The sequence below is a fragment of the Pseudomonas putida genome (assembly GCF_001941965.1).
GTDB classification, from domain to species: domain Bacteria; phylum Pseudomonadota; class Gammaproteobacteria; order Pseudomonadales; family Pseudomonadaceae; genus Aquipseudomonas; species Aquipseudomonas putida_L.
This window is the reverse complement of record NZ_MKZO01000073.1, coordinates 154,769-179,465: the sequence shown is the minus strand read 5'-3', so window position 1 is coordinate 179,465 and position 24,697 is coordinate 154,769. Positions and strand designations below refer to the sequence as shown.

Genomic DNA, 24,697 nt, shown 5'->3' with positions numbered 1-24,697 from the left:
TCTACCTCAGTTTCAGGGTTGCCAGGCCGATCAGCACGAGAATCACGGTGATGATCCAGAAGCGGACGATCACGCGCGGCTCGGGCCAGCCCTTGAGTTCAAAGTGGTGATGGATCGGCGCCATGCGGAATACCCGCTTGCCGGTCAGCTTGAACGACGCGACCTGGATGACCACCGAGAGGGTCTCCATGACGAACACGCCGCCCATGATGAACAGGACGATTTCCTGGCGAACGATCACCGCGATGGTGCCCAGCGCGGCGCCCAGTGCCAGGGCACCGACGTCGCCCATGAAGACCTGGGCCGGATAGGTGTTGAACCAGAGGAAACCGAGGCCGGCACCGATCAGCGCGCCGCAGAACACGATCAGCTCGCCTGCGCCCGGGACATACGGGATCAGCAGGTATTCAGCGAATTTCACGTTGCCCGACAGGTAGCAGAAGATGCCCAGGGCACCGCCCACCAGCACGGTCGGGAGGATCGCCAGGCCGTCGAGGCCGTCGGTCAGGTTGACCGCGTTGCTCGAGCCGACGATGACGAAGTAGGTCAGCACCACGAAGCCGACGCCCAGGGGAATGGTGACGTCTTTCAGCATCGGCACGATCAGGGTGGTTTCGACGCTGGTCGGCGCGGTCATATAAAGGAAGATCGCCGCACCCAGGCCGAACACCGACTGCCAGAAGTATTTCCAGCGGCTCGGCAGGCCACGGGAGTTCTTCTCGATCACCTTGCGGTAGTCGTCGACCCAGCCGATGGCGCCGAACAGCAAGGTGACGATCAGTACCACCCAGACATAACGGTTGCTCAGGTCGGCCCAGAGCAGGGTGCTCACGCCGATGGCGGAAAGGATCAGCGCGCCACCCATGGTCGGGGTGCCGGACTTGGACAGGTGCGATTGCGGGCCGTCGTTACGCACGGCCTGGCCGATCTGGCGGATCTGCAGGGTACGGATCATCCATGGGCCCAGCCACAGGGCCAGGGACAGCGCGGTCAGTACGCCCAGGATCCCGCGCAGGGTCAGGTACTGGAAGACCGCGAAGCCCTTGTAGAACTGTTGCAGATACTCGGCCAACAGCAGCAGCATTAATGTTTCTCCCCGCTGGAATCGCACAAGGCCGCCACGACGTTTTCCATCGCAGCGCTACGCGAACCCTTGATCAAAATGGTGGTGTTGATGGCCTGCTCGCCGCGAACGGCGGCGATCAGGTCAGCTTGATTGGTGAAATGGCGGGCATTCTGGCCAAAGGCCTTGACCGCATGGGCCATCATCGGACCTACGGCATACAGCGCGGCAACCTTGCCCCTGGCATAGTCCCCGACCTCGCGGTGGCCCTCTTCGGCCCACTGGCCCAACTCACCGATATCCCCGAGCACCAGGACGGTGCGGCCGGAAAAGCCGGCGAGTATATCAATGGCCGCGCATACCGAGGTGGGGTTTGCGTTGTAGGTGTCGTCGATCACCCGGATACCGCTGGGCGCGACCTGCGCGACGCCGCGGCCCTTGACCGGTTGCACGGTATTCAGGCCTTCGGCGATGCCTTGCAGCGAGACGCCGAAGGTCTGCGCGGCGGCCGCGGCAGCCAGGGCGTTGGCGATATTGTGGGTGCCGAGCAGGTTCAGCTGGATCGCCACCTGGCCTTGCGGCGCATGCAGGACGAAGGACGGGCAACCGCGCTCGTCGTGGGTGATATCGCTGGCGTGGAAATCGGCGGCGGTATTGCTCAGGGCGAAGCTCAGCACGGCATGTTTACCGGCGCGCTGTTTCCATATGCCAAAGGCCTTGTCGTCCAGGTTCAATACCGCGACGCCGCCCTCCCCCAGTCCTTCGAGGATCTCGCCCTTGGCTTCGACAATCTTCTCCGGCCCGCCGAACTCGCCGACATGAGCCGTACCGGCATTGTTGATCAGCACGACATGCGGTTGGGTAAGGCCGACGGTGTAGCGGATCTCGCCGACATGGTTGGCGCCCAGTTCGATCACCGCCGCAGTATGTTGCGGCGCCAGTTCGAGCAGGGTCAGCGGAGCGCCGAGATCGTTGTTCAGGTTGCCACGGGTCATCAGCACCGGGCCCTGGGTCGCGAGGATGCTGGCGAGCATTTCCTTGACCGTAGTCTTGCCGCTGGAACCGGTGATCGCCGCCACCGGGTGCTTGAAGGCGCAACGGTTAAGCGCCCCCAACTGACCCAGGGCCACACGAGCATCGGCCACCAGCAGTTGCGGCAGGCTGGAACCTGGAACCTCACGCTCCACCAGCGCCGCAACGGCGCCCTTGGCCGCTACTTCGTCGAGGTAGTCGTGGCCGTCGAAACGCGGCCCGGTCAATGCGATGAACAGCTGACCCGGCGCGATCTTGCGGCTGTCGATGCTGACGCCGTCGAAACGCGCATCGGCGCCCAGCAGGCGGCCTTGCAGGGTTTCAGTCAACTGGCTCAGAGACAGAGCTTCAAGCATGGGAGGCCTCCCAGACTGCAAGGGCCTTCTCGGCTTCTACAAGATCGGAAAAGTCGTGACGTTCGCCGTTGATTTCCTGGTAGTCCTCATGGCCTTTGCCGGCCAGGACGATGACGTCGTCGACACCGGCAGCAGCGATGACACGGGCGATCGCCTCGCCACGACCGGCAATGAACTCCACGCTTTCAACCCTGGAGAAGCCGGGGCGAATATCGTCGAAGATGGCCTGAGGATCTTCGGTACGCGGGTTGTCATCGGTGACGACGACGCGATCGGCCAGACGCTCCGCCAGCTCCGCCATCAGCGGACGCTTACCGCGATCACGGTCACCGCCGCAGCCGAACAGGCAGCTCAGCTGGCCACGGGCATGCGGACGCAGGGCTTCGAGAACCTTTTCCAGGGCATCCGGAGTGTGGGCGTAATCGACCACCACCAGCGGCTTGCTGCCACCGCCAAGACGCTGCATGCGGCCGATCGGGCCTTCCAGCTTGGCGGTGACTTTCAGAATTTCATCGAGCGGACGGTCCATCGCCAGCAAGGTGCCGACCGCAGCCAGCATATTGCTCAGGTTGAAGCGACCGAGCAGGCGGCTGCGCAGCATGTGCTCGCCTTGCGGCGTGACCAGCACGGCGCGCACGCCATCGTCGTCGAAGGTGGCTTCGCGGCAATACAGGGTGGCCGACGGATCCTTGAGGCTGTAGCTGATCAGCCGCGACTCGCGCTGCTCGGCCGCCAGTTCGCGACCGAAATCATCATCCAGGTTGACCACCCGGCAACGCAGGTTCGGCCAGGCGAACAGCTTGGCCTTGGCCGCCTTGTAGGCTTCCATGCTGCCGTGATAATCGAGGTGGTCGCGGGACAGGTTGGTCATCACCACGATATCGAAGGCCAGCGCAGCGACCCGGCCCTGCTCCAGGGCGTGGGACGACACTTCCATGGCGACGGCGCGGGCACCGGCCTTTTTCAGGTCGTTGAGGGTGGCCTGCACGGCGAGCGGGTCGGGGGTGGTCAGGCGTCCGCTTTGCAGCGCGCCGTAGAAGCCGGTACCCAGGGTGCCGATCAGGCCGCAGTGCTGGCCCAAGAGGTCGAGGGCCTGGGCGACCAGTTGGGTCACGCTGGTCTTGCCGTTGGTACCGGTAACACCCACCAGGTCCAGCAGCCGGCTCGGCTCGCCGTAAAAGCGTCCGGCAATGTCCGAAAGCTGGGCGATCAGGCCTTTCACCGGAATCAGCGGCGCATCGGTGATCGGCAGGACGGTGGCGCCCTGCACTTCATAGGCAACCGCCGCCGCGCCGCGCTTCAGGGCGTCGGCAATATGGTCGCGGCCATCGACCTTGGCGCCTGGCACAGCCAGGAACAGGTCGCCTGGACGCACATTGCGGCTGTCCAGGGTCAGTTCGCGAATCAGCGGATCGCTGCTGGCGTTAGCAAACAGTTTGCTCAGTGGCATCGTCATCAACCGCGCCCTCCTTTGGCGGGCGCAGCATCAGCTTGCTGCGTAGGGGGCAGGTTATCCGGCGGCACGTTCATCAGCCGCAGGGTGCCCGACATGACCTTGCTGAATACGGGGGCAGAAACCAGGCCACCGAAGTAGCCGCCTTTGCTTGGCTCGTCGATCACCACGACGATGGCATAGCGCGGATCGCTCATCGGCCCGAAGCCGGCGAACAGGGAACGGTAGGCGTTTTCGGTGTAGCCCTTGGAGCCGATGGTGGCCTTACGCGCGGTACCCGACTTGCCGGCCACGTGATAGGACGGGACCTGTGCACGGAAGACACCGCGCGGCGCCTCGATCACCTGTTGCAGCATCTGCTGGATGGTCTCTGCGGTTTCCTTCGGCACCACCTGGGTCGATTCCGGGGCCTTGTCCACCTTGAGAATGCTCAGCGGAACCATCTTGCCGTCGTTGGCCAGGGCCGCGTAGGCATGCACCAGTTGCAGCGCAGTCACCGACAAGCCGTAGCCGTAGGACAGCGTCGCGGTCTCGGCCTTGCGCCATTCACGGTGGTTCGGCAGGTTGCCAACGCGCTCGCCCGGGAAACCGAGGCCGGTGTACTGGCCCAGGCCCAGTTGCGACATCACCCGGTAGATCGCCTCGCCGCCGATATCGAAGGCGACCTTGGACATGCCCACGTTACTGGAGTTGATCAGGATGCCGGTCAGGTCGAGGATCGGACCCTCGGTCTTGGACACGTCGCGAATGGTGTAGCGGCCCAGTTGCATGGTGCCCGGATAGACCTCGACCTTGTCGGTCGGTTTCCAGCGCCCGCTCTGCAACGCGGCACTCATGGACAGCGGCTTGACGGTCGAACCGGGTTCGAAGACGTCGATGATCGCCCGGTTGCGCATCGCGGCCGGGAACATGCTGCGGCGGTTGTTCGGGTTGTAGGTCGGCTGGTTGACCATGGCCAGGACTTCGCCGGTCTTCACATCCATGATCACCAGGCTGCCGGCTTTCGCCTCCTGCTCGGCAATGGCATTGCGCAGCTCGCGGGTGGCCAGGTATTGCAGGCGCAGGTCAATCGACAACGCCAAGGTCTTCCCGGCCTTGGCGTTCTTGGTGACCTGGACATCCTTGATCAAGCGACCACGCCGGTCCTTGATCACCTGGCGCTTGCCGGGCACGCCGGCCAGCCATTCGTCGTAGGCCAGTTCCACACCTTCGCGACCGTGGTCGTCGAGGTCGGTGAAGCCGACCATATGCGCGGCCACATCACCGGCCGGATAGAAACGACGGAATTCCTCGATGCCATAGACACCGGGAACCTTGAGGTCGAGCACCGACTGACCCTGCTCGGGAGTCAGGCCCCGGACCAGGTAGATGAATTCCTTGTTCGCCTGCTGCTCAAGGCGCTCGGCGAGTTGCTTGGGGTTCTGCCCGAGCGCCGTGGCCAATGCCGGCCAGCGCTCCTTGGAGGCCTGCATTTCCTTGGGGTTGGCCCACAGGGTGGTGACCGGGGTACTGACGGCCAGGGGCTCGCCGTTGCGATCGGTGATCAGGCCACGGTGCGCAGGGATCGGAATGTGCCGCATGCTGCGGGCGTCACCCTGGCTTTTCAGGAAATCGCGGTCAACCACTTGCAGATCGATGATCTGCCAGGCAATGGCACCGACCATCAAGGCCAGCAAACCCAGTACGACCCGGAAGCGCCAGGGATAGAGGGCGCCCTCGAGCTTCATCATGGCGCCACCATCCGCACTTCGTCAGCGGCAGGAACGCGCATTTTCAACTGCTCGCTGGCCAGGGCTTCGATGCGGCTGTGGGCCGTCCAGGTGCTTTGCTCGAGAATCAGGCGGCCCCACTCGGCTTGCGCCTTGTCGCGCTCGTTGAGTTCGCCGTACAGGGTGTTCAGCAACTGCCGGTTCCAGTGCGCGCTGTAGGACACCGCGACCGAGGACACGAGCACGCCAACGAACAGCAGAAGCATCAGGAAGCTTCCGCCTGGCAAGGGTTTGGCGTAGAGCCTGCTCACCGAAGCTTCTCCGCCACACGCAAGACGGCGCTGCGCGAACGTGGGTTGGCCTTGAGTTCAGCGTCGGAGGCGAACTGCGCCTTGCCGATCAGCTTGATCTTCGGCTCGAACGGCTTGAACTGCACTGGCAGGTTGCGCGGCAGGTTGTCCTGCTCGCCCTTGGCCAGCTTGCGCATGAAGAGTTTGACGATGCGGTCTTCGAGGGAATGGAAGCTGATCACCGCCAGACGGCCACCGACCTCCAGGGCCTCCAGCGCGGCGTCGAGACCGGCCTCGAGATCGCCCAGTTCATTGTTGACGTGAATGCGCAGCCCCTGGAACGCACGGGTGGCCGGGTTCTTGCCCTTTTCCCACGCAGGGTTGGCGACCTTGAGCACTTCCGCCAGGTCGGCGGTGCGGGTGAACGGCTGCTCTTCACGACGCAGGACCACGGCACGGGCCATGCGCCTGGCGAAACGCTCTTCGCCGTATTCCTTGAAGACACGGGCGATTTCTTCTTCCGGCGCGGTGGCGATGAACTCGGCCGCACTGACGCCACGGGACGGATCCATGCGCATGTCCAGCGGACCGTCATTGAGGAAGCTGAAGCCGCGCTCCGGGTCGTCCAGCTGCGGCGAAGACACGCCCAGGTCGAACAGCACGCCGCTGACCTTGCCGGCCAGACCGCGCTCGGCGACTTCCGAACCCAGCTCGGCAAAACTGCGCTGCACAATGACAAAGCGGCCGTCTTCGGCCGCCAGCGCTTGCCCGGTGGCAATCGCTTGAGGATCCTTGTCGAACCCGAGGAGGCGACCTCCCGGGCCGAGGTTCTGCAGAATCAGCCGACTGTGTCCACCGCGTCCGAAGGTGCCATCCAGATAGCAGCCATCCGCGCGCACCGAAAGAGCCTCGACGGCCTCGTCCAGAAGTACGGTGATGTGGTTAAAGCCGCTATCAATAGTCACAGGATCAAATCACGCAGTTCGTCAGGCATGGCGCCCGGTTGTTGAATGGCTGCCAGATCCGCTGCAGAAACAGCGTTCCAGGCATCCTCGTCCCACAGTTGGAATTTGTTCAGTTGCCCCACCAGCATCGCGCGCTTGTCGAGCTTGGCGTATTCGCGCAGACGCGGCGGAACCAGAAAACGCCCGCTGCCGTCGAGTTCCAGATCTACCGCATTACCGATCAGCAAACGCTGCAGGCGGCGGTTCTCTTCACGTAACGACGGCAAGGCGCGCAATTTCGCTTCGATCAGTTCCCACTCGTCGAGCGGGTACACACATAAGCAGGGATCCACAGCGTCGATCGTCACGATCAATTGTCCGGAACTGCGCGAATCAAGCTCGTCACGGTACCGGCTCGGCATTGCGAGACGGCCCTTGGCGTCGAGGTTGATTGCGTTTGCTCCGCGAAACACGGCTGCGCTTCCCTAAATGTTAGCTTTTTTGTGTCTGAAAACCCACTTCATGCCACTTTCTGCCACTTGCGCACACTATAGGAATCCGCCCACCGCACCGTCAAGGCGCGCATATAAGGAAAACCCTTACAGATCGGCGATTTAGCGTAACAAGGACAGACAGGAGGGTACTTGGAGGGGTTTTTCGGGAGGAAAAAGCGAATTCACTCAAATGAATAGAGTGCGAAGTTAAAGTGATTTATTAAGAGTAAGATTTTTTTGGTATTACCGAAGCGGCTTCTGCTATCGAATCAGCAGAGGAAGGGAAGGAGGTGGAGAGTCGATCTGTAAGCCGGGTTCTGTCGAGGACAGTCATTCCTCTACGACGGCCATCACTGGACGTCTTTAGCAACCTACCCGGTTCCAACGCGGGCCGCGCCATATGGAACCCTATTTGGTCTTGCTCCGAGTGGGGTTTGCCTAGCCACGAACTGTTACCAGTCGTGCGGTGCGCTCTTACCGCACCTTTTCACCCTTACCGGCACCGAAGTGCTTAGGCGGTTGTTTTCTGTGGCACTTTCCGTAGGCTCGCGCCCCCCAGGCGTTACCTGGCACTCTGCCCTATGGAGCCCGGACTTTCCTCCCCCGATTTTTGCGGAACAAAAACCGGCAGCGACTGTCCAATCGACTCTCCGGCGCAAAGATTAACGGGAGCGGGCTCAGAGAACAAGTGACAAAACAGATAATGTCATCGTGACATCATTTGTTTTTTTGTTTATCCAGGGCTACTTGATAGAGAACATTCTTCCGCACACCGGTAATTTCCGCCGCCAATGCTGCCGCACGCTTGAGCGGCATCTCCGCCAGCAATAAATCCAATACGCGCAACACTTCCCCGCTGACCGCCTGCTCATCCTCCGGCGCAGTCCACCCCGCCACCAGCACCACACACTCTCCGCGCTGCTGATTGCTGTCGCTCTCGACGAACGCGCGCAATTCGGCCAGAGGCAATCCCTTGAGGGTTTCGAAGGTTTTGGTCAGCTCCCGGCCCAATACCGCCGGACGCTCGGCACCGAAGATCGCTTCCATATCCTGCAGGCACTCCAGGATCCGGTGCGGTGCTTCATAGAAGATCAGCGTGCGCGGTTCTTCCTTGAGTAGATTCAGGCGCGCCTGGCGCCCGACAGCCTTGGCCGGCAGAAACCCCTCGAAAATGAAACGATCCGACGGCAGTCCTGCCGCCGACAGCGCGGCGATCAGCGCACAGGCCCCCGGCACCGGCACGACATTGATACCGGCCGCCCGCGCCTGGCGCACCAGGTGATAGCCCGGGTCGGAAATCAGTGGCGTCCCCGCATCGGAAATCAGCGCAACGTTATCCCCGGCCAGCAAGCGCGCGATGAAGCGGTTGCCCTCGCCGCGCTCGTTGTGTTCATGGCAGGGCGCCAGTGGCGTGTTGATACCGAAATGCTGCAGCAAACGCACCGAGTGACGGGTGTCCTCGGCCGCGATCAGGGCGACGTCGGCGAGGATCTTCAAGGCCCGGGCACTGATGTCATCCAGGTTGCCGATGGGCGTGGCCACCACATAAAGAGACCCGGCAGAGGGGTTGGAAGCACCTGGAGCATCGGTCACAGCACACACCTGTCATCTGGATGAAAGCCGCCATTGTAGCGTGATAGCGGGTGACAATTCCCCACCGAAAGACCTTTCCAGCGAACTGATACAAAGGATTCACGCCAGCAAGATCGCGCCCCGGCCAGCGCTTGGGTACAATCACAGGTTAATTTGATCGAGTAACAGGACCCGTACATGATCGCATGCCTGCGGCTACTCTCAGCCCTCTGCCTCGCTGCCCTGCTGGCAGCCTGCGCCAGTTCGCCTTCGTCCAGCCTGGGCGAACTGCCACGCACACCAGACGCCAGCATCGAGCAACTGCTCGAACAGGCTGCCAACAGCAAGACACCGGAGAAAGCCGCACTGCTGCGCCTGAGCGCCGCTGACCTGGCCTACCGGCAGAAGGACAACGCGCGCGCCGCACGCATCCTCGAACAGGTCCAGCTGGATACCCTGAAGCCTGCCCAGCAGGTCTTCGCCAGCACCCTCTCCGCCGAACTGGCACTGAGCCGCAACCAGCCGAAAGCCGCGCTGACCGCCCTCAGCCACCCGAGCCTGGCACACCTGAACGAATTGCCGGCCGACCTCCAGGCGCGCACCCGCAGCGCTCATGCCGCCGCCTTCGAGGCCGACGGCCAGACCCTTGCCGCCGCCCAGGAGCGTATCGCCCTGGCGCCGCTGCTCAGTGGCGAGGCTGCCGCAGCCAACAACGATGCCATCTGGAACCTGGTCGCAGCCCTGCCCCCCGAGCAACTGCAGACCGGTGGCAGCGACACCCTAGGTGGCTGGACCAGCCTGGCCCTGGCGGTGAAAAGCGCCGGCACCCTGGAACAGCAGCAAGCCGCCATCGACACCTGGAAAGCGCAGAACCCGAATCACCCGGCAGCCCTGCAATTGCCGTCGCCCCTGGTGAAGCTGAAAAGCCTGACCAGCCAGCCACTGAACAAGATCGCCCTGCTGCTGCCGCAGGAAGGCCAGTTGGCCGGGGTCGCCCGCGCCCTGCGTGACGGCTTCATGGCTGCTCACTTCCAGGCCCAGCAAGCCGGCCAGAACCCGCCTGCCATCCAGGTCTTCGACAGCTCGCGCCTGACCTCCCTCGACGATTTCTACCGCCAGGCGCAAGCCGCTGGCGTGCAGTTGGTGGTGGGCCCGCTGGAGAAACCGCTGGTCAAGCAACTCGCAGCCTATCCACAACTGCCGATCCCGACCCTTGCCCTGAACTACAGCGATGCCGGCCAGAACACCCCGCCACAGCTGTACCAGTTCGGTCTCGCCGCCGAAGACGAAGCCCGTGAAGTGTCCCGCCGCGCCTACGCCGACGGCAAGCGCCGCGCCGTGGCCCTGGTGCCGAGCGGTGAGTGGGGCGACCGCGTGCTCGCTGCCTTCCGCCAGGACTGGGAAGCCAAGGGCGGCACCTTGCTCGCCGCCGAGCGCATCGCCCAGCCGGTAGCCCTGGCCCAGCAGATCGCCGAGCTGTTCCAACTGCGCCAGAGCGAAGGCCGCGCCAAGAGCCTGCAAAGCACCGTGGGCGGCAATGTCTCGGCGCAGCCATCGCGGCGCCAGGACATCGACTTCATCTTCCTCGCCTCGACCCCGCAGCAGGCCCAGCAGATCAAGCCGACCCTTAACTTCCAGTACGCCGGCGACGTGCCGGTCTACGCCACCTCCAACGTCTATAGCGCCAGTGGTGACGTCAACCAGTACAACGACATGACCGGGATCCTCTTCTGCGAGACCCCATGGCTGCTCGACACCACCAACGGCCTGCGTCAGCAGGTTGTGCGCCAGTGGCCGCAAGCCGCCGGCAGCCTGGGTCGCCTGTATGCCATGGGCGTCGACGCCTATAGCCTGGCGCCGCGCCTGGGCCAACTGAAGACCCTGCCCGACAATCGTATCGAAGGCCTGTCCGGCAGCCTGAGCATGAGCCCGAACCAGCGTATCGAGCGCCAGTTGCCATGGGCCGAGTTCGCCGGTGGCCAGGTCAAGCGCCTGCCTGACACGCCACGCTGAGATGCCCGCACCTTCGCGCCAGGCCGCCGGATTGGCGGCCGAACAACAGGCCCTGGATTATCTCCTGACCCAGGGCCTGGTGCTTCTGGCGCGGAACTGGCGGTGCAAACGCGGCGAGCTTGATCTGGTCATGCTCGACCGCGATACAGTAGTATTCGTCGAAGTTCGCTATCGCCTGCACGCAGGCTTTGGCGGCGCCCTCGGCAGCATCGATGCCCGCAAGCAGGAAAAACTGACGCTCGCCGCGCAGCATTTCCTGATGGAGGAACCACGCTGGGCCAATCACCCCTGCCGCTTCGATGTCATCGCATTACAAGGCAGTGGCCATTCGGGACAACCGCTCGACTGGTTGCAGAATGCCTTCGACAGCTGACCCCGCGCCGACGGACGCACCTTTACCCATTCAATTTTTTGCTCTTTGCTTCGCGGGCTGCACAGACATGTGCCGGGAGCCTTTCAATCCCCGCCCGGCCAGCCCCATTTAAGGTCACACTGATGGACATGCAATCCCGAATTCGCCAGCTTTTCCAGGCCAGCATCAACACCAAGCAACAGGCGATGGAAGTTCTTGCACCCCACATCGAGCAAGCCAGCCAGATCATGGTCAATGCCCTGCTGAACGAGGGCAAGATGCTCGCCTGCGGCAATGGCGGCTCGGCCGGCGATGCCCAGCATTTCTCCTCGGAACTGCTCAACCGCTTCGAGCGCGAACGCCCGAGCTTGCCGGCGATCGCCCTGACCACCGACACTTCAACGATCACCTCGATCGCCAACGACTACAGCTACAACGAAATCTTCTCCAAGCAGATCCGCGCCCTCGGCCAGCCGGGCGACGTCCTGCTGGCGATTTCCACCAGCGGCAACTCGGCGAACATCATCCAGGCGATCCAGGCCGCACATGATCGCGAAATGATTGTCGTAGCATTGACCGGACGCGACGGCGGCGGCATGGCCTCGCTGCTGCTGCCCGAGGATGTCGAGATTCGCGTACCGTCCAATGTCACTGCACGTATCCAGGAAGTCCACCTGCTGGCGATCCACTGCCTCTGCGATCTGATCGACAGCCAATTGTTCGGGAGTGAAGAATGACCCCAAGACGCCTCGGCCTGATGGCCCTGACCCTGTGCCTGAGCCTGAGCGGTTGCAGCTCGGTGATCAACGCCAGCCGCGAAGCTCCGATCGATGACGACCGCGGCACCCGCACCCTGGGCAGCAAGATCGACGACTCGCTGATCGAGACCAAGGTGGCCGTCAACGTGGCCAAGGCCAGCCCTGACCTGGACCAGAACTCGCACATCGTCGTCAGCAGCTTCAACGGCGTTGTCCTGCTGGCCGGCCAGACCCCACGCGCCGACCTGAAGAGCCTCGCCGAGCAGACTGCCGGCCAGGTGCAGAAGGTCAAGAAGGTCCACAACGAACTGCAGGTACTGCAGCCCTCCTCGCTGCTGGCGCGCAACAACGACGCCTGGCTGACCACCAAGATCAAGACCCAGATGCTGGCCGACTCGAGCATCCCCGGCTCGCGGATCAAGGTCATCACCGAGAACGGCATCGTCTACATGCTCGGCCTGCTGACCCAGGCGGAGGCCAACCGCGCCACCAACCTGGTGCAGGGCGTCTCTGGCGTGCAGAAGATCGTCAGACTGTTCGAATACATCGATTAAGAAAGCCACAAGCCCCAAGCTATAAGCGGCAAGAAAAAAGCAGCGGTGACGCCAACTGCTTTTTCTTACCGCTTACGGCTTGGGGCTTGTAGCTTGGGAGAGCGTTACTTCACCACTTTCAGACTCGGCCGACCGCTAGGGCGCGGCGGCTGCCCGCCATCCGGCGGACCATCGTCATCCGGCTCGACTTCGTCATCCTCTTCGTCTTCGGCCATCGGCGGCTCGAGCTCGAACACCATGCCCTGACCGTTCTCACGGGCATAGATGCCGAGGATGGCGCCGGTCGGTACGTAGAGGCTGTGGGCCACGCCACCGAAACGCCCTTCGAAACTCACCGCATCGTTTTCCATCTGCAGACCGCGCACGGCGTTCGGCGAGATATTCAGGACAATCTGACCGTCGCTGGCGAAACCCTGGGGCACCTGCACCGCAGGATACTCGGCATTCACCAGGATATGAGGCGTGCAATCGTTATCCACGATCCACTCGTACAGTGCACGCACCAGGTAGGGGCGACTGGAGTTCATCAACAGCTCCTTAAAGCTTGCGCATTTCTCGTTCAGCAGCGGACAGGCTCGCCTGGAAAGGCTCACGGGCAAACTGTCGCTCCATATAGTCCAGCAGGGGTTTGGCCTGCCGTGGCAATTCGATACCCAGGATCGGCAAACGCCACAGGATGGGTAGTAGACAACAATCCACCAGACTTTGCTCCTCGCTGAGGAAACAGGGCTTGTCGGCGAACAGCGGGGACACTCCGGTCAGGCTCTCGCGCAGCTCCTTCCTGGCCACCGCCCGGGCGGCATCTTTGCCCCGCGGATCGAGGATCTGGTCCACCAGGGAACACCAGTCACGCTGGATGCGATGTACCAGCAGGCGGCTGTTCGCCCGCGCCACCGGATACACCGGCAGCAGCGGCGGATGAGGGTAACGCTCGTCGAGGTATTCCATTACCACGGTGGATTCGTACAACGCCAGATCACGGTCGACCAGGGTCGGCAGGCTGCCGTACGGGTTGGCCTCCAGCAACTTGGCCGGCTGGCTGCCGGCAACGACGTCGATGATCTCGACACTGACAGCTTTCTCGGCGAGCACAAGGCGTACCCGGTGAGAATAGTGGTCAGCGGGGTCGGAATAGCAGGCCAACCGATTGGTCATGCCCATAGAGCTCCTCCTCGCATGGAATAATAAAAGCTATAAACGCAAACGCGCCCTGGGGCCACCTCCGGACTCCGGAGGCGCCCCAGGGCGCGCGTTCAACTACCAGAAATTACTGCGTGATCAGTGCACGTCCTTCCAGTATTCGCGCTTGAGCAGGTAGGCGAATACGAAGAAGAAGGCCAGGTACAGCAGTACATAGGTACCGATGCGTTGGCTTTCCAGCTTGACCGGGTTGGCCGAGTAGGCCAGGAAGGTCACCAGGTTCTTGACCTTCTCGTCGAACTGCTCTTCGTTCAGGGTACCGGATTTCGGCACGATGGTCAGCTGGTCACAGGCTTCGTGGGTCAGGGGAGCACCGGTGAGCGGGTCGAATTGCTTCTTGCCATCGACCACGGTCTGGATCTGCTTGCAGCCCACCACCTGGCGACCTTGCAAGCCGACCAGCACGTTCGGCATGCCGACGTTCGGGAAGATCTTGTTGTTCACGCCCCATGGACGCGCCGGATCCTCATAGAAGCCGCGCAGGTAGCTGTACAGCCAGTCGGTACCCCGCACCCGGGCAACCAGGGTCAGGTCGGGCGGCGCAGCGCCGAACCAGACCTTGGCATCGGCCGGCTGCATGCCGATGTTCATGTGGTCGCCAATCTTGGCACCGGTGAACACCAGCTTCTCGAGCATCAGCTCGTGGGGGATCCCCAGGTCATCGGCAACACGCTCGTAACGCTGGAACTTGGCACTGTGGCAACCCATGCAATAGTTGGCAAAGGTACGCGCGCCGTCCTGCATGGCAGCCTTGTCGGTCAGGTCGATATCGACCTTGTCCAGTTCCGGACCGTGCTCGCTGGCGGCGAAGGTCAGGGCAGGCATCACTGCCAGAATCAATACTGCAAATAGCTTTTTCATCAGCCAGTCACCCTTTCCGGAACCGGTTTGGTCTTCTCGAGCCTGGTGTAGAACGGCATCAGAATGAAGTAGGCGAAATACAGGAAGGTACATACCTGCGACAGCAGCGTGCGGCCTGGAGTCGGCGCCAGAACACCGAGCACACCAAGGATCACGAAGGCGATGCAGAACACCAGCAGCCAGATCTTGCTCAGCCAGCCCTTGTAGCGCATCGAGCGCACCGGGCTGCGGTCCAGCCACGGCAGGACGAACAGCACCGCGATCGCCGCACCCATGGCAATAACGCCGAAGAGCTTGTCCGGAACCGCCCGCAGGATTGCGTAGAACGGGGTGAAGTACCAGACCGGGGCGATGTGCTCAGGGGTCTTGAAGGCGTTGGCCTGTTCGAAGTTCGGTTTCTCCAGGAAGTAGCCACCCATTTCCGGGAAGAAGAACACCACGGCGCAGAACACGAAGAGGAAGACCACCACGCCGACGATGTCTTTCACGGTGTAGTACGGGTGGAACGGAATCCCGTCCAGAGGAATGCCGTTCTCGTCCTTTTTCCTCTTGATGTCCACACCATCGGGGTTGTTCGAACCCACTTCGTGCAGCGCCAGGATGTGCAGGACGACCAGGCCGAGGATGACGATCGGCAGGGCGATCACATGCAGGGCGAAGAAGCGGTTCAGGGTGATGCCGGAAATCAGGTAGTCACCACGGATCCACTGGGTCAGGTCATCGCCGATCACCGGGATGGCACCGAACAGCGAGATGATCACCTGGGCACCCCAGTAGGACATCTGGCCCCACGGCAGCAGGTAGCCCATGAAGGCCTCGGCCATCAGCGCCAGGTAGATCAGCATGCCGAACAGCCATACCAGTTCGCGGGGCTTCTGGTAGGAACCGTAGAGCAGGCCGCGGAACATGTGCAGGTAGACGACGATGAAGAACGCCGACGCGCCGGTGGAGTGCAGGTAGCGCAGGATCCAGCCGTACTCGACGTCACGCATGATGTATTCGACCGAGGCGAACGCCTCTTCGGCCGAAGGGGTGAAGCTCATGGTCAGCCAGACACCGGTGACGATCTGGTTGACCAGCACCAGCAGCGCCAGGGAACCGAAGAAGTACAGGAAGTTGAAGTTCTTCGGTGCGTAATATTTGCTCAGGTGGTCTTCCCACATCTTCGTGGCGGGGAAGCGGGCGTCAACCCATTCCATGAACTTGCTCATCACGCTTTCTCCTGATCGACGCCGACGACGATGACGTCATCCGACTCATACGAATGCGGTGGCACCGGCAGATTGAGCGGCGCGGGCTGGGACTTGTAGACGCGGCCGGCGAGGTCGTAGTGGGAGCCGTGGCAGGGGCAGAAATAACCACCCACCCACTTGGGACCCAGGTCAGCTGGAGCGACTTCAGGGCGGAAGGTCGGCGAGCAGCCGAGGTGGGTGCAGAGGCCGACGAGAATCAGGATTTCCGGCTTGATCGAGCGATTGGAGGGATCGACGTAGGCAGGCTGGACCGAAGCCTTTGACTCCGGATCGGAGAGATCTCCCACGATCTTCTTCAAATTACCAAGGATCTCCTCGGTACGACGGACGATGAAAACCGGCTGACCGCGCCATTCGGCCACCATCTGCTGCCCAGGTTCGACCTTGGCAATATTGACCTTCACCGGTGCACCAGCTGCCTTCGCCTTCGCACTGGGAAACCATGACCCTACGAACGGGACCGCAGCCCCCACCGCCCCTGCAGCACCCACAACGGATGTGGCTGCAACCAGGAAGCGACGCCGGCCTGCATTGACGCCGTCATTGCTCATTCAGTCCTCTCCCATCAGCTCTGTGGCCTGTTGAAACAGGCATCTACTAGATATTTTCTGAAGCGCTAAAAATTTGCCGCATGGTAAAGAAAAGACCCATGACTGGCAAGGTTATTACCCTGGCCAAAGGCCTGCATCCCACGCAGATCTTGATCTGCGTCTATGCGGCAAGTTGTCACACAAATGGCCGACCCCCTTTATTCAAGACATAAAAAAAGCCCGGTTCCACTTGGAACCGGGCTTTTTTTGAAACTCTGAGCGAATTAACGCTTCGAGTATTGTGGACGCTTACGTGCTTTACGCAGACCCACTTTCTTACGCTCGACTTCACGAGCGTCGCGAGTGACGTAGCCAGCACGACGCAGAGCGCCACGCAGAGTCTCGTCGTACTCCATCAGAGCGCGGGTGATACCGTGACGGATCGCACCGGCCTGACCGCTGACACCACCACCGGCAACGGTGACGTAGATGTCGAACTTCTCGACGGTTTCGGTCAGTTCCAGCGGCTGGCGAACGACCATGCGCGCGGTTTCACGACCGAAGAACACGTCCAGAGAACGGTTGTTGATGGAGATGTTGCCAGTGCCCGGACGCAGGAAAACGCGAGCGGTTGCAGTCTTGCGACGGCCAGTGCCGTAATTTTGAGTCGCCGACATAATGAACTATTCCGTTAAATCTTCAGTTCTTGGGGCTGCTGAGCAGTATGAGGGTGAGTAGCGCCCGCATAGACTTTCAGCTTACGGTACATGTCGCGACCCAGCGGGTTCTTCGGCAGCATGCCTTTTACCGCGGTCTCGATCACGCGCTCTGGGGCCTTGGCAATCAGCTTCTCGAAGTTGATTTCCTTGATACCGCCCGGGAAGCCGGAGTGGGAGTAGTACATCTTGTCCGAAGTCTTGGCACCAGTGACACGTACCTGCTCGGCGTTGATGACGACGATGTAGTCGCCGGTGTCAACGTGAGGGGTGTATTCTGGCTTGTGCTTGCCACGCAGACGGCTCGCGATTTCAGTGGCCAGACGACCCAGGGTCTGACCAGCAGCGTCAACGACGAACCAGTCGCGTTTTACTGTTTCCGGTTTAGCAGTAAAAGTTTTCATTCTTTATAAGCCTCAGAGGCCGCCCTGCAAAAAATAGACGGCGAATCTTACTGAATAGTGCTTACTTTGACAAGGTCAAAGGCAGCCGCATACGAACGCTTTCGGGGGCTCGGGTCAGCGCGTTCAATACTCGGCGGGGTTCTTTTTCAGCGGCGGGGCATCACTTCCACCGTAGAAAGAGACGGCGGATTATCCGGATTACCAGAGAAATATCAAGCGGATTTTCCACCTCCCCTGCCCCGACCGCCTGCGGCGTGACCCCGTGCACGCCCGTACCAGGGCCCTGGGACGGGAAGCTGGACACAATCGCCAAAAAATAAGACGATCCAGCCGGTGATTGACCACTCTGACCTATAAGAATAAAGAAAATGATGTTTACCCAACCCAACGTGCCCCTGCGGCGCGTCAGCATCCTCGCGATCGACAAGGTGTTCGCGTCCACCCTGATGCAGGCCAAGGACTTCTTCCACCTGGCCAGCCTGCGCTATGCCAAGCAGTTGGGCCTGAGCCTGCAGCCCATGTTCGAGACGCGCCTGGTCAGCCCCGATGGCGAGCCGGTGCGCAGTTTCAGCGATGTGCTGGTCCCGGTCGACAGCGGCCTGGAAGAAGCCGACGTGATCGTCCTGCCGGCGTTCTGGGACGATTTCTCCGCGCTCTGCGAGCGTTACCCCCAGGTCCTGCCTTGGCTGCGCCAGCAGCATGCACGCGGCGCAGTACTCTGCGGTGAGGCCAGCGGGGTGTTCTGGCTGGCCGAGGCCGGCTTGCTGGATGGCAAGGAGGCGACCACCTATTGGCGCTTCTTCAATCAGTTCGCCGAGCGTTTCCCCAAGGTCCAGTTGAACCAGGACAAGCACCTCACCGACGCCGACAACCTGTACTGCGCCGCCGGCACCACCTCGGCCTGCGACCTGTACATCTATCTGATCGAGCGCTTCTGCGGGGCCAACGTCGCCCAGGCCGTGGCCCGCGACATCCTCTACGAAGTGCAGCGCAACTACACCCCGGGGCGCATGGGCTTCGGCGGGCAGAAATTGCACCAGGACGTGATCATCCTGCAGATCCAGCACTGGCTCGAAGAGCATTTCGCCGACAAGTTCCGCTTCGAGGACGTGGCGCGCAACCACGGTATGAGCATCCGCAATTTCATGCGGCGCTTCCAGACCGCCACTGGCGACAAGCCCCTGCATTACCTGCAGCGGCTGCGGATCGAAACGGCGAAGGGATTGCTCTCCGGCACGCGCAAGAGCATCAAGACCATCAGCTACGAAGTCGGCTACGACGATGCCAGCTTCTTCGCACGGCTGTTCCGGCAGCATACGGCGCTGTCGCCGAACCAGTATCGGCAGCAGTTCATGCAGGAAGCCTGAGCCTCGAGCACACATCTCCCTGCCGATAAAAAACCTGTGGGAGCTGGCTTGTCGGACCGCCGAACCGCAGCGATAGCGATGGTGAATTCACCATAGTCATCGCTGGCAAGCCAGCTCCCACAGGGTCGGTGTTGTGCTTTCGAGAGTGGTTAAGGCTTGTGCGCCCGCGCCAGGAATTCGTGGGATTGCATTTCCAGCAGGCGGCTGAGGGTCCGGGCGAATTCGAAGGTCAGGCGTCCACCGGTGTACAGGTCCTTCAGCTCGACCTCGGCGGAGATGATCAGCTTGACGTTGCGGTCATAGAACTCGTCGACCATGTTGATGAAGCGCCGGGCGATATCGTCGGTGGCCACACCCATCTGCTCCACGCCACTCAACAGCACGGCATGGAAGATCTTGCCCAGCTCGATGTAGTCGTTCTGGCTGCGCGGGCCGTCGCACAGCTCGCGGAAGTCGAACCAGGCCACGTCATCACAGGTGCGCAGGGCACGGATCTCGCGGTTCTCGATGATCAGTACATCGTTTTCCACCGCCTGGGTGCATTCCGGGGTCAGCGCACGGAAGCTCTTGCGCAGGCTTTCGTGGGCTTCTTCATTCAGCGGGAAGTGGAACAGCTCGGCCTGCTCCAGGTGACGCAGGCGATAGTCGACGCCGCTGTCGACGTTGACGATCTCGGTGTTCTGCTTGATCAGGGCGATGGCCGGCAGGAAGCGCGCCCGCTGCAGGCCGTCCTTGTACAGGCCGTCCGGGACGATGTTGGAGGTCGCCACCAGGGTCACGCCGTTCTTGAACAGCTCTTCCATCAGGGTGCCGAGGATCATCGCGTCGGTGATGTCGGAGACGAAAAATTCGTCGAAGCAGATCACCCGCGACTCTTCGGCGAAACGCTTGGCGATCAGGGTCAGCGGGTTCTTCTCACCCTTCAGGCCCTTCATCTCCTCGTGCACACGCTTCATGAAACGGTGGAAGTGCGTGCGCGACTTTTCCTTGAACGGCAGCGCTTCGAAGAAGGTATCGACCAGATAGGTCTTGCCCCGGCCTACCCCGCCCCAGAAATACAGACCTTTTACCGGCGCCTGCTCCTTCTTGCCGAACAGCTTGCCGAACATGCCCGGCTTGTTGTTCTGCGCCGCGATCAGATCGTCGTACAGGCGCTGCAGATGGCGCACCGCAGTTTCCTGCGCCGCATCATGGAAGAAGTCGGGACGTTTCAGATCTGCTTGATATCGTTCTAGGGGCGTCATAATTCGTTAGCAAGGCAACAAAAGCGGGCCGTCACTGTAGCGACGGCCCCGGGTAATGGCAATCAGACTTCCGATAAGCCGTCAGTCCTGTTGAGGTGCCAGGGCGGCACGCAGGGCCTCGATGGCGGCATCGCGGGCGGCAGCGTCGGCGAACTGGGCGCCTTCGGCCACGGCCTCGCCGTCCAGCCACAGGCTGAAGCCCAGGCCTTCGGCGCGCACGTCCAGTTCCTGGCCTTGTTGCAACTGCTTGGTCACCGCACCGGCGGCCTTGCCGTCGGCGAAGTTGCGCGACAGCAGCAGTTGCTCGCCATCGGCCGCCAGCAGGCGGAAGCGGAAGCTGCCGTCTTCATCGCGGAAGCTGACAAAGCGCGCGGCTTTCGCAGCCTTCTTCTTGGTCTCGACCGGCCCCTGGGCGATGGCGCGGAACGAACGCAGGCCAACCGCCTCGCGCAGTTGCTCAAGGAACGGCGTGGCCACCTTGCGGGCTTTCTGCGCGCCGGCCAGGAGGATGTCTTCCAGATCGGCCGGACGGGCGATCAGTTGCTGGTAGTGCTCGCGGGATTCGCTCAACTGCCCGTCCAGCAGCTGGAACAGCTTCTGCTTGGCTTCGCCCCAGCCCAGGCCCTGCAACAGTTCGTCGCGGAAGGCGGCGGACTGTTCGCTGGTGGAGAACGCCTGGTACAGGGTGAACAGGTGCGAGTTGTCCGGATCCTTCGCCTCGCCCGGCGCGCGGGAGTCGGTGACGATGCGCGAGATCGCGTCCTTCATGTCCTTGGCGCTGCTGAACAGCGGGATGGTGTTGTCGTAGCTCTTGGACATCTTGCGACCGTCCAGGCCCGGCAGGGTCGCCACGCTCTCCTCGATCACCACTTCCGGCAGGACGAAGAAGTCCTTGCCGTTGCCGAACAGGTGGTTGAAGCGCTGGCCGATATCACGGGCCATTTCCACGTGCTGGATCTGATCGCGGCCGACCGGCACCTTGTGCGCGTTGAACATCAGGATGTCCGCCGCCATCAGCACCGGGTAGCTGTACAGGCCCATGGTCACGCCGGCATCCGGGTCTTCACAGTTTTCCAGGTTCTTGTCCACCGAGGCCTTGTAGGCGTGGGCACGGTTGAGCAGGCCCTTGGCGGCGACGCAGGTCAGCAGCCAGGTCAGTTCCGGGATCTCGGGGATGTCGGACTGGCGATAGAAAGTCACCTGCTCCGGGTCCAGGCCACCGGCCAGCCAGGTCGCGGCGATTTCCAGGCGCGAGCGCTGGATGCGCTGCGGGTCATCGCATTTGATCAGGGCGTGGTAGTCGGCGAGGAAATAGAAGGAGTCGGCACCGGGCTGGCGGCTGGCGAGGATCGCCGGGCGAATGGCACCGGCGTAGTTGCCCAGGTGCGGGGTGCCGGTGGTGGTGATGCCGGTGAGGATGCGCGTAGTCATGGGTATTCGCTTATCAGGCTTGGCTCAGTTCGAAAGACGCGGCAGTACCAGATCCTTGAGGTCGGTCAGCTTGCCATGAAAAAAGTGTCCGCATTCTGCCACTTTCAGCAGCTCATGGGGGCGCGGGAACGCGGCGGACCAGTCGTAGACGATCCCGGGCTCGATCACTTCGTCGGCGTCGGGCTGGACGATGGTCAGCGGCACGTTCCGCGGCGCGGCTTCCGCACCGGTCAGGCGCATTACTGCGGGCGCAATCATGAACAACTGTTTCAGCGCCACGCCCTGCCCTTCGAGCCGCCCACCCAGGGCCGCCGCGACGAAACCGCCGAAGGAGAAGCCGATCAAGGTCAGCGGCAACTCCGGGTGCTGCGCCTGCAACCAGGCAGCAGCCGCCTGGGCATCGTCCACTTCACCGCTGCCCAGGTCGTGGCTGCCGGCACTGGCGCCGACCCCGCGATAGTTGAAGCGCAAGGTGATCAGCCCGGCATCCCGCGCGGTGCGTTGCAGGGTCGACACCACCTTGTTGAGCATGGTCCCGCCCTGTACCGGGTTGGGATGGCAGATCAGCACCAGGCCATGGGCATCGGCAACCTCTTGATACAGGGCTTCCAGTTGGCCGACCGGGCCGTCGATCAGTACGGGGGATTCGCGGGTAAGCAAGGCATTAAACTCCGTGACCCCGGCAAGGGTCGACTCGTCTAGCTGATTGATTCTGTTCTGAGATATTTGCGATGCTTCGCGGTATACAGCGCAGGTCCGAGCCGTTAACGTAAAGCAAAGCCGTTTATAGAGGAAGGACTCGTGGAACTCTCGCTCTTAGTTTGGTTGTTGCCGACCCTGGCCCTGGCAGTGGGTGTCGTCGTTGGTTTCCTGGTAGCCCGCCTTCTGCCCAATGCCGCGCCGAGCAGCACCCAGCGGCAACTGGACGATATCCAGGAGCGCTTCGACAGCTACCAGAATGAAGTGGTCACCCACTTCAACAGCACTGCGGCCCTGGTCAAGAAGCTCACGCAAAGCTACCAGGAAGTGCAGGATCACCTGGCCGATGGCGCCAACCGCCTGGCCCTGGACGACCTGACCCGCCAACGCCTGCTGGCCGCCCTGCACTCCGATGCCGGCCAAGGCCAGCGCGATCGCCTGACCCCGCCACGGGATACCGAAGTGCCGCGGGACTACGCGCCGAAAACGCCGAACAGCCCGGGGATGCTCGATGAGAGCTACGGTCTGAAACGCAACTGAGCCAGAAGCCCCGCTAACCGCGGGGCTTTTTATTGGGCCGGCATTCCCTTACGCGCCCACCGCCATCATCGCCGCTATATTCCGGTGCCCGTCATCCATCGGCAGGAACCCCGGCTGAGCCTGGGGCGCGAAGGCTGCCATCGAATCGATCAGGTGACCGATATCAGGCACTGCGAGCGACGCCAGCAGCGTGGCTCCAGGCGCTTCGGGCGGCGTCGGGTCCGGAGTGGCGGGCGATTGCCCCGCCTGGGCTAAGATGAAGTCGTCACGGGTAACCTGGACAAGGTCCAGAGCATCCAGGTACAGCAACTCGACAGGCTTGCCGTCGCTCCCCAAGGCGCTGGACTTCACCGAAACCCCATGGATCTGCGCCAGCCCGTTGATGGTTGCCCGCTGCACCTTGGACAGTTCCAGCGCTTCGAAGCTTTCGATACCCGTCTGGCTCAGGTCGATCTTGTCGATACCCTGTCGGAACCCGCGCAAGGCATTCCAGTAGGCTACCTTGCCTTGTTCAGTCAGCACGTCTAAAACAGGGTAGAGAGTCCAGGCCTCATCAGGCAAGCCACTCCTCCGGAATGTTCTACTATGAAATTCCGACGCCGCCACATGGTCTATTTCTGTATTAACCACTCCGCCCTGCAACCTCGAATTCATATCCTGAAGGTAGGAGTCCGCCATGCCACGCATGATCACCTCTACGTCTGTCTTCGAAAGCTGCTTGTCATGTTTAGCGGCAATCGAATGCATATAGCTAGACGCTGCGATACCTGACAAAGATTTTAGCTCGACCACCCCAGCGGCCAACTTTGAGTATCGATCTCCTTTTCCCCCAAGATACTCATACATTGATGCAGGCCCTTCATTTTCAAGCAACCCCCTAGCATGCACCAGATCAGCATCTGTCAATTTACTCATAATCAACTCCCCACCAGCCCTTCGTTAAGAAAATCTATAGCTGCACGAACAATCTCGCGCCAGCGCCCTAACTTTTCAACTTGAAACTCAACTTCGACAAAAGCCCCTAGCTCCGGTAAAAAAAACCTGAAACCACACTCTCCTAATCTTTTCTGAATAGGTAACCATGGGCAATAAGCCACATGTATCACTTCTCCATCTTTCTCACTCCAGTAAAGATCAGCGATGTCTTTTCGGCTCATCGGGCCAAATCCACGGACGTGATAAAGTCCCAAGCTATCAATATATTTAATACTGCGGCGCTGTTCAGGAGTTAGGCCTTCCAGCGTCAGCATCAATAAACGCTGCATGTCTGTTACCGCGTTCGACGCCGGCACTATGTATATGCTCAAGCCTTGGAAATCATATTTAAAACCAGCAGAACCATATGAATTCACGTCAGGTTTCATTTCCGGCCAAGAGGCAATCAACTTAAGCGCCCTCAAATTTGCATCGCACCCGCTCTTATTTTTGTGAAACCCAGGTTCCCACGAGCTCAGACCCTCATACTCCGGCCAGCGAAACACATACTTCCTTGAAAACCTGAGCACATAACCAGAGATCTGCCCACACACATAAGGATCTTGGAAGTAACGAATTGGAGCAGGCCACCTGACGACCTCAACAATATTCCACACACTCAAAGCTCCGAGCAGGACAATCAGCAACAGCGCAAACAACCGCAGAGAATTCCAAAACCACACCATCATCACGAGTGCAGTTTTCAGCAGCAAACCCAGCGCAACATTCATAACTTATCTCTCCCCCAGACTTTCCCGAACATGCCGCTGCAACGGACTCAGGAAATAACTGATCACCTTGCGCCTGTCCGTTATCACTTCGGCCCGCACTGCCATACCCGCAGGCAGAGGAATGCCCCGCTCATTAACCCGAATACGCCGTTGCTC

General features: G+C 61.3%; 26 protein-coding genes and 1 other RNA gene. 6 read left to right on the top strand and 21 right to left on the bottom strand.

All coding sequences use genetic code 11. From position 1 onward, the window contains the following. Position 1 precedes the first annotated feature (1 nt). From mraY to rsmI, 9 genes are all read right to left on the bottom strand, one after another. The gene (gene mraY, locus PSEMO_RS29800; RefSeq protein ID WP_042122971.1) at positions 2-1,084 is read right to left on the bottom strand and encodes a phospho-N-acetylmuramoyl-pentapeptide-transferase; all 1,083 of its coding nucleotides are present in this window, start codon (positions 1,082-1,084) and stop codon (positions 2-4) included. Beyond that, positions 1,084-2,451, bottom strand: a complete 1,368-nt coding sequence (locus tag PSEMO_RS29795) for a UDP-N-acetylmuramoyl-tripeptide--D-alanyl-D-alanine ligase (protein ID WP_075806443.1) — start codon at positions 2,449-2,451, stop codon at positions 1,084-1,086. Before PSEMO_RS29795 ends, mraY begins: the two co-directional genes overlap by 1 nt. Continuing rightward, entirely contained in the window at positions 2,444-3,907 is a 1,464-nt protein-coding gene (locus PSEMO_RS29790) for a UDP-N-acetylmuramoyl-L-alanyl-D-glutamate--2,6-diaminopimelate ligase (RefSeq protein WP_075806442.1), read from the bottom strand. The genes PSEMO_RS29795 and PSEMO_RS29790 overlap by 8 nt, the downstream gene beginning before the upstream one ends. Beyond that, positions 3,907-5,634, bottom strand: coding sequence for a peptidoglycan D,D-transpeptidase FtsI family protein (locus PSEMO_RS29785; protein ID WP_075806441.1), 1,728 nt, complete (start codon positions 5,632-5,634; stop codon positions 3,907-3,909). The genes PSEMO_RS29790 and PSEMO_RS29785 overlap by 1 nt, the downstream gene beginning before the upstream one ends. Continuing rightward, complete coding sequence (gene ftsL / locus PSEMO_RS29780) at positions 5,631-5,924, bottom strand: cell division protein FtsL (RefSeq protein ID WP_075806440.1); 294 nt, start codon at positions 5,922-5,924, stop codon at positions 5,631-5,633. The genes PSEMO_RS29785 and ftsL overlap by 4 nt, the downstream gene beginning before the upstream one ends. Then, on the bottom strand, positions 5,921-6,868 hold the full coding sequence (gene rsmH, locus PSEMO_RS29775; RefSeq protein WP_075806439.1) for a 16S rRNA (cytosine(1402)-N(4))-methyltransferase RsmH: 948 nt from the start codon (positions 6,866-6,868) through the stop codon (positions 5,921-5,923). Before rsmH ends, ftsL begins: the two co-directional genes overlap by 4 nt. Beyond that, complete coding sequence (gene mraZ, locus PSEMO_RS29770) at positions 6,865-7,320, bottom strand: division/cell wall cluster transcriptional repressor MraZ (protein WP_009396653.1); 456 nt, start codon at positions 7,318-7,320, stop codon at positions 6,865-6,867. The genes rsmH and mraZ overlap by 4 nt, the downstream gene beginning before the upstream one ends. Before the next feature lie 311 nt (positions 7,321-7,631). Further along, positions 7,632-7,991, bottom strand: an RNA gene (gene rnpB / locus PSEMO_RS29765) — RNase P RNA component class A. Positions 7,992-8,058: 67 nt separating this feature from the next. Next, complete coding sequence (rsmI, locus tag PSEMO_RS29760; protein WP_075806438.1) at positions 8,059-8,934, bottom strand: 16S rRNA (cytidine(1402)-2'-O)-methyltransferase; 876 nt, start codon at positions 8,932-8,934, stop codon at positions 8,059-8,061. A gap of 177 nt (positions 8,935-9,111) precedes the next feature. Here rsmI and PSEMO_RS29755 point away from each other — a divergent pair, with 177 nt between their 5' ends. From PSEMO_RS29755 to PSEMO_RS29740, 4 genes are all read left to right on the top strand, one after another. Next, positions 9,112-10,926, top strand: a complete 1,815-nt coding sequence (locus tag PSEMO_RS29755; protein WP_075806437.1) for a penicillin-binding protein activator — start codon at positions 9,112-9,114, stop codon at positions 10,924-10,926. Between the two features lies 1 nt (position 10,927). Continuing rightward, on the top strand, positions 10,928-11,299 hold the full coding sequence (locus tag PSEMO_RS29750; RefSeq protein WP_075806436.1) for a YraN family protein: 372 nt from the start codon (positions 10,928-10,930) through the stop codon (positions 11,297-11,299). 122 nt (positions 11,300-11,421) lie between these two features. Further along, positions 11,422-12,015, top strand: a complete 594-nt coding sequence (locus PSEMO_RS29745; protein ID WP_075806435.1) for a phosphoheptose isomerase — start codon at positions 11,422-11,424, stop codon at positions 12,013-12,015. Continuing rightward, entirely contained in the window at positions 12,012-12,590 is a 579-nt protein-coding gene (locus PSEMO_RS29740) for a BON domain-containing protein (RefSeq protein WP_075806434.1), read from the top strand. Before PSEMO_RS29745 ends, PSEMO_RS29740 begins: the two co-directional genes overlap by 4 nt. A 104-nt stretch (positions 12,591-12,694) precedes the next feature. Here PSEMO_RS29740 and PSEMO_RS29735 read toward each other — a convergent pair whose 3' ends face one another. The 7 genes from PSEMO_RS29735 to rplM form a co-directional block, all read right to left on the bottom strand. Next, on the bottom strand, positions 12,695-13,117 hold the full coding sequence (locus PSEMO_RS29735) for a ClpXP protease specificity-enhancing factor (RefSeq protein WP_075806433.1): 423 nt from the start codon (positions 13,115-13,117) through the stop codon (positions 12,695-12,697). A 10-nt stretch (positions 13,118-13,127) separates the two neighbouring features. Then, on the bottom strand, positions 13,128-13,751 hold the full coding sequence (locus PSEMO_RS29730) for a glutathione S-transferase N-terminal domain-containing protein (protein ID WP_075806432.1): 624 nt from the start codon (positions 13,749-13,751) through the stop codon (positions 13,128-13,130). Between the two features lie 117 nt (positions 13,752-13,868). Continuing rightward, positions 13,869-14,651 (bottom strand): cytochrome c1, encoded by a 783-nt coding sequence (locus PSEMO_RS29725; RefSeq protein WP_075806431.1) that lies wholly within the window; start codon positions 14,649-14,651, stop codon positions 13,869-13,871. Continuing rightward, positions 14,651-15,862, bottom strand: a complete 1,212-nt coding sequence (locus PSEMO_RS29720) for a cytochrome b (protein ID WP_075806430.1) — start codon at positions 15,860-15,862, stop codon at positions 14,651-14,653. The genes PSEMO_RS29725 and PSEMO_RS29720 overlap by 1 nt, the downstream gene beginning before the upstream one ends. Beyond that, on the bottom strand, positions 15,862-16,455 hold the full coding sequence (gene petA / locus PSEMO_RS29715) for a ubiquinol-cytochrome c reductase iron-sulfur subunit (RefSeq protein ID WP_075806429.1): 594 nt from the start codon (positions 16,453-16,455) through the stop codon (positions 15,862-15,864). Before petA ends, PSEMO_RS29720 begins: the two co-directional genes overlap by 1 nt. Before the next feature lie 263 nt (positions 16,456-16,718). Further along, positions 16,719-17,111 (bottom strand): 30S ribosomal protein S9, encoded by a 393-nt coding sequence (rpsI, locus tag PSEMO_RS29710; protein ID WP_009404633.1) that lies wholly within the window; start codon positions 17,109-17,111, stop codon positions 16,719-16,721. Positions 17,112-17,125: 14 nt separating this feature from the next. Beyond that, positions 17,126-17,554, bottom strand: coding sequence for a 50S ribosomal protein L13 (gene rplM, locus PSEMO_RS29705; RefSeq protein WP_009404632.1), 429 nt, complete (start codon positions 17,552-17,554; stop codon positions 17,126-17,128). A gap of 470 nt (positions 17,555-18,024) precedes the next feature. Between rplM and PSEMO_RS29700 the strand changes: the two genes are divergently transcribed. Continuing rightward, on the top strand, positions 18,025-18,921 hold the full coding sequence (locus PSEMO_RS29700; RefSeq protein ID WP_178392079.1) for a GlxA family transcriptional regulator: 897 nt from the start codon (positions 18,025-18,027) through the stop codon (positions 18,919-18,921). Positions 18,922-19,070: 149 nt separating this feature from the next. Here PSEMO_RS29700 and zapE read toward each other — a convergent pair whose 3' ends face one another. The 3 genes from zapE to PSEMO_RS29685 all read right to left on the bottom strand — a co-directional run bounded on the left by zapE (position 19,071) and on the right by PSEMO_RS29685 (position 22,256). After that, positions 19,071-20,165 (bottom strand): cell division protein ZapE, encoded by a 1,095-nt coding sequence (gene zapE, locus PSEMO_RS29695; RefSeq protein WP_075806428.1) that lies wholly within the window; start codon positions 20,163-20,165, stop codon positions 19,071-19,073. Positions 20,166-20,246: 81 nt separating this feature from the next. Beyond that, a complete protein-coding gene (locus PSEMO_RS29690; protein WP_075806427.1) occupies positions 20,247-21,596 on the bottom strand; it encodes a tryptophan--tRNA ligase in 1,350 nt (449 codons plus the stop codon). Between the two features lie 24 nt (positions 21,597-21,620). Further along, entirely contained in the window at positions 21,621-22,256 is a 636-nt protein-coding gene (locus PSEMO_RS29685; RefSeq protein ID WP_075806426.1) for an alpha/beta hydrolase, read from the bottom strand. Positions 22,257-22,397: 141 nt separating this feature from the next. Here PSEMO_RS29685 and PSEMO_RS29680 point away from each other — a divergent pair, with 141 nt between their 5' ends. Beyond that, entirely contained in the window at positions 22,398-22,835 is a 438-nt protein-coding gene (locus PSEMO_RS29680) for a YhcB family protein (RefSeq protein ID WP_075806425.1), read from the top strand. A 48-nt stretch (positions 22,836-22,883) separates the two neighbouring features. Here the strand turns inward: PSEMO_RS29680 and PSEMO_RS33645 are convergent, their stop codons facing one another. Together PSEMO_RS33645 and PSEMO_RS29670 are read right to left on the bottom strand one after the other, a co-directional pair. Then, positions 22,884-23,750: a hypothetical protein gene (locus tag PSEMO_RS33645; protein ID WP_178392078.1), complete on the bottom strand. Its 867-nt coding sequence runs from the start codon at positions 23,748-23,750 to the stop codon at positions 22,884-22,886. A gap of 2 nt (positions 23,751-23,752) precedes the next feature. Beyond that, the gene (locus PSEMO_RS29670) at positions 23,753-24,541 is read right to left on the bottom strand and encodes a hypothetical protein (RefSeq protein WP_075806424.1); all 789 of its coding nucleotides are present in this window, start codon (positions 24,539-24,541) and stop codon (positions 23,753-23,755) included. Between the last annotated feature and the right edge of the window lie 156 nt (positions 24,542-24,697).

Excerpts from the sequence above, each read along its gene's own strand:
- mraY (WP_042122971.1), bottom strand. The coding sequence starts at position 1,084 with ATGCTGCTGCTGTTGGCCGAGTATCTGCAACAGTTCTACAAGGGCTTC.
- PSEMO_RS29795 (WP_075806443.1), bottom strand. The coding sequence starts at position 2,451 with ATGCTTGAAGCTCTGTCTCTGAGCCAGTTGACTGAAACCCTGCAAGGC.
- PSEMO_RS29790 (WP_075806442.1), bottom strand. The coding sequence starts at position 3,907 with ATGACGATGCCACTGAGCAAACTGTTTGCTAACGCCAGCAGCGATCCG.
- PSEMO_RS29785 (WP_075806441.1), bottom strand. The coding sequence starts at position 5,634 with ATGATGAAGCTCGAGGGCGCCCTCTATCCCTGGCGCTTCCGGGTCGTA.
- PSEMO_RS29755 (WP_075806437.1), top strand. The coding sequence starts at position 9,112 with ATGATCGCATGCCTGCGGCTACTCTCAGCCCTCTGCCTCGCTGCCCTG.
- PSEMO_RS29750 (WP_075806436.1), top strand. The coding sequence starts at position 10,928 with ATGCCCGCACCTTCGCGCCAGGCCGCCGGATTGGCGGCCGAACAACAG.
- PSEMO_RS29745 (WP_075806435.1), top strand. The coding sequence starts at position 11,422 with ATGGACATGCAATCCCGAATTCGCCAGCTTTTCCAGGCCAGCATCAAC.
- PSEMO_RS29740 (WP_075806434.1), top strand. The coding sequence starts at position 12,012 with ATGACCCCAAGACGCCTCGGCCTGATGGCCCTGACCCTGTGCCTGAGC.
- PSEMO_RS29735 (WP_075806433.1), bottom strand. The coding sequence starts at position 13,117 with ATGAACTCCAGTCGCCCCTACCTGGTGCGTGCACTGTACGAGTGGATC.
- PSEMO_RS29730 (WP_075806432.1), bottom strand. The coding sequence starts at position 13,751 with ATGGGCATGACCAATCGGTTGGCCTGCTATTCCGACCCCGCTGACCAC.
- PSEMO_RS29725 (WP_075806431.1), bottom strand. The coding sequence starts at position 14,651 with ATGAAAAAGCTATTTGCAGTATTGATTCTGGCAGTGATGCCTGCCCTG.
- PSEMO_RS29720 (WP_075806430.1), bottom strand. The coding sequence starts at position 15,862 with ATGAGCAAGTTCATGGAATGGGTTGACGCCCGCTTCCCCGCCACGAAG.
- petA (WP_075806429.1), bottom strand. The coding sequence starts at position 16,455 with ATGAGCAATGACGGCGTCAATGCAGGCCGGCGTCGCTTCCTGGTTGCA.
- rpsI (WP_009404633.1), bottom strand. The coding sequence starts at position 17,111 with ATGTCGGCGACTCAAAATTACGGCACTGGCCGTCGCAAGACTGCAACC.
- rplM (WP_009404632.1), bottom strand. The coding sequence starts at position 17,554 with ATGAAAACTTTTACTGCTAAACCGGAAACAGTAAAACGCGACTGGTTC.
- zapE (WP_075806428.1), bottom strand. The coding sequence starts at position 20,165 with ATGACGCCCCTAGAACGATATCAAGCAGATCTGAAACGTCCCGACTTC.
- PSEMO_RS29690 (WP_075806427.1), bottom strand. The coding sequence starts at position 21,596 with ATGACTACGCGCATCCTCACCGGCATCACCACCACCGGCACCCCGCAC.
- PSEMO_RS33645 (WP_178392078.1), bottom strand. The coding sequence starts at position 23,750 with ATGAGTAAATTGACAGATGCTGATCTGGTGCATGCTAGGGGGTTGCTT.
- PSEMO_RS29670 (WP_075806424.1), bottom strand. The coding sequence starts at position 24,541 with ATGAATGTTGCGCTGGGTTTGCTGCTGAAAACTGCACTCGTGATGATG.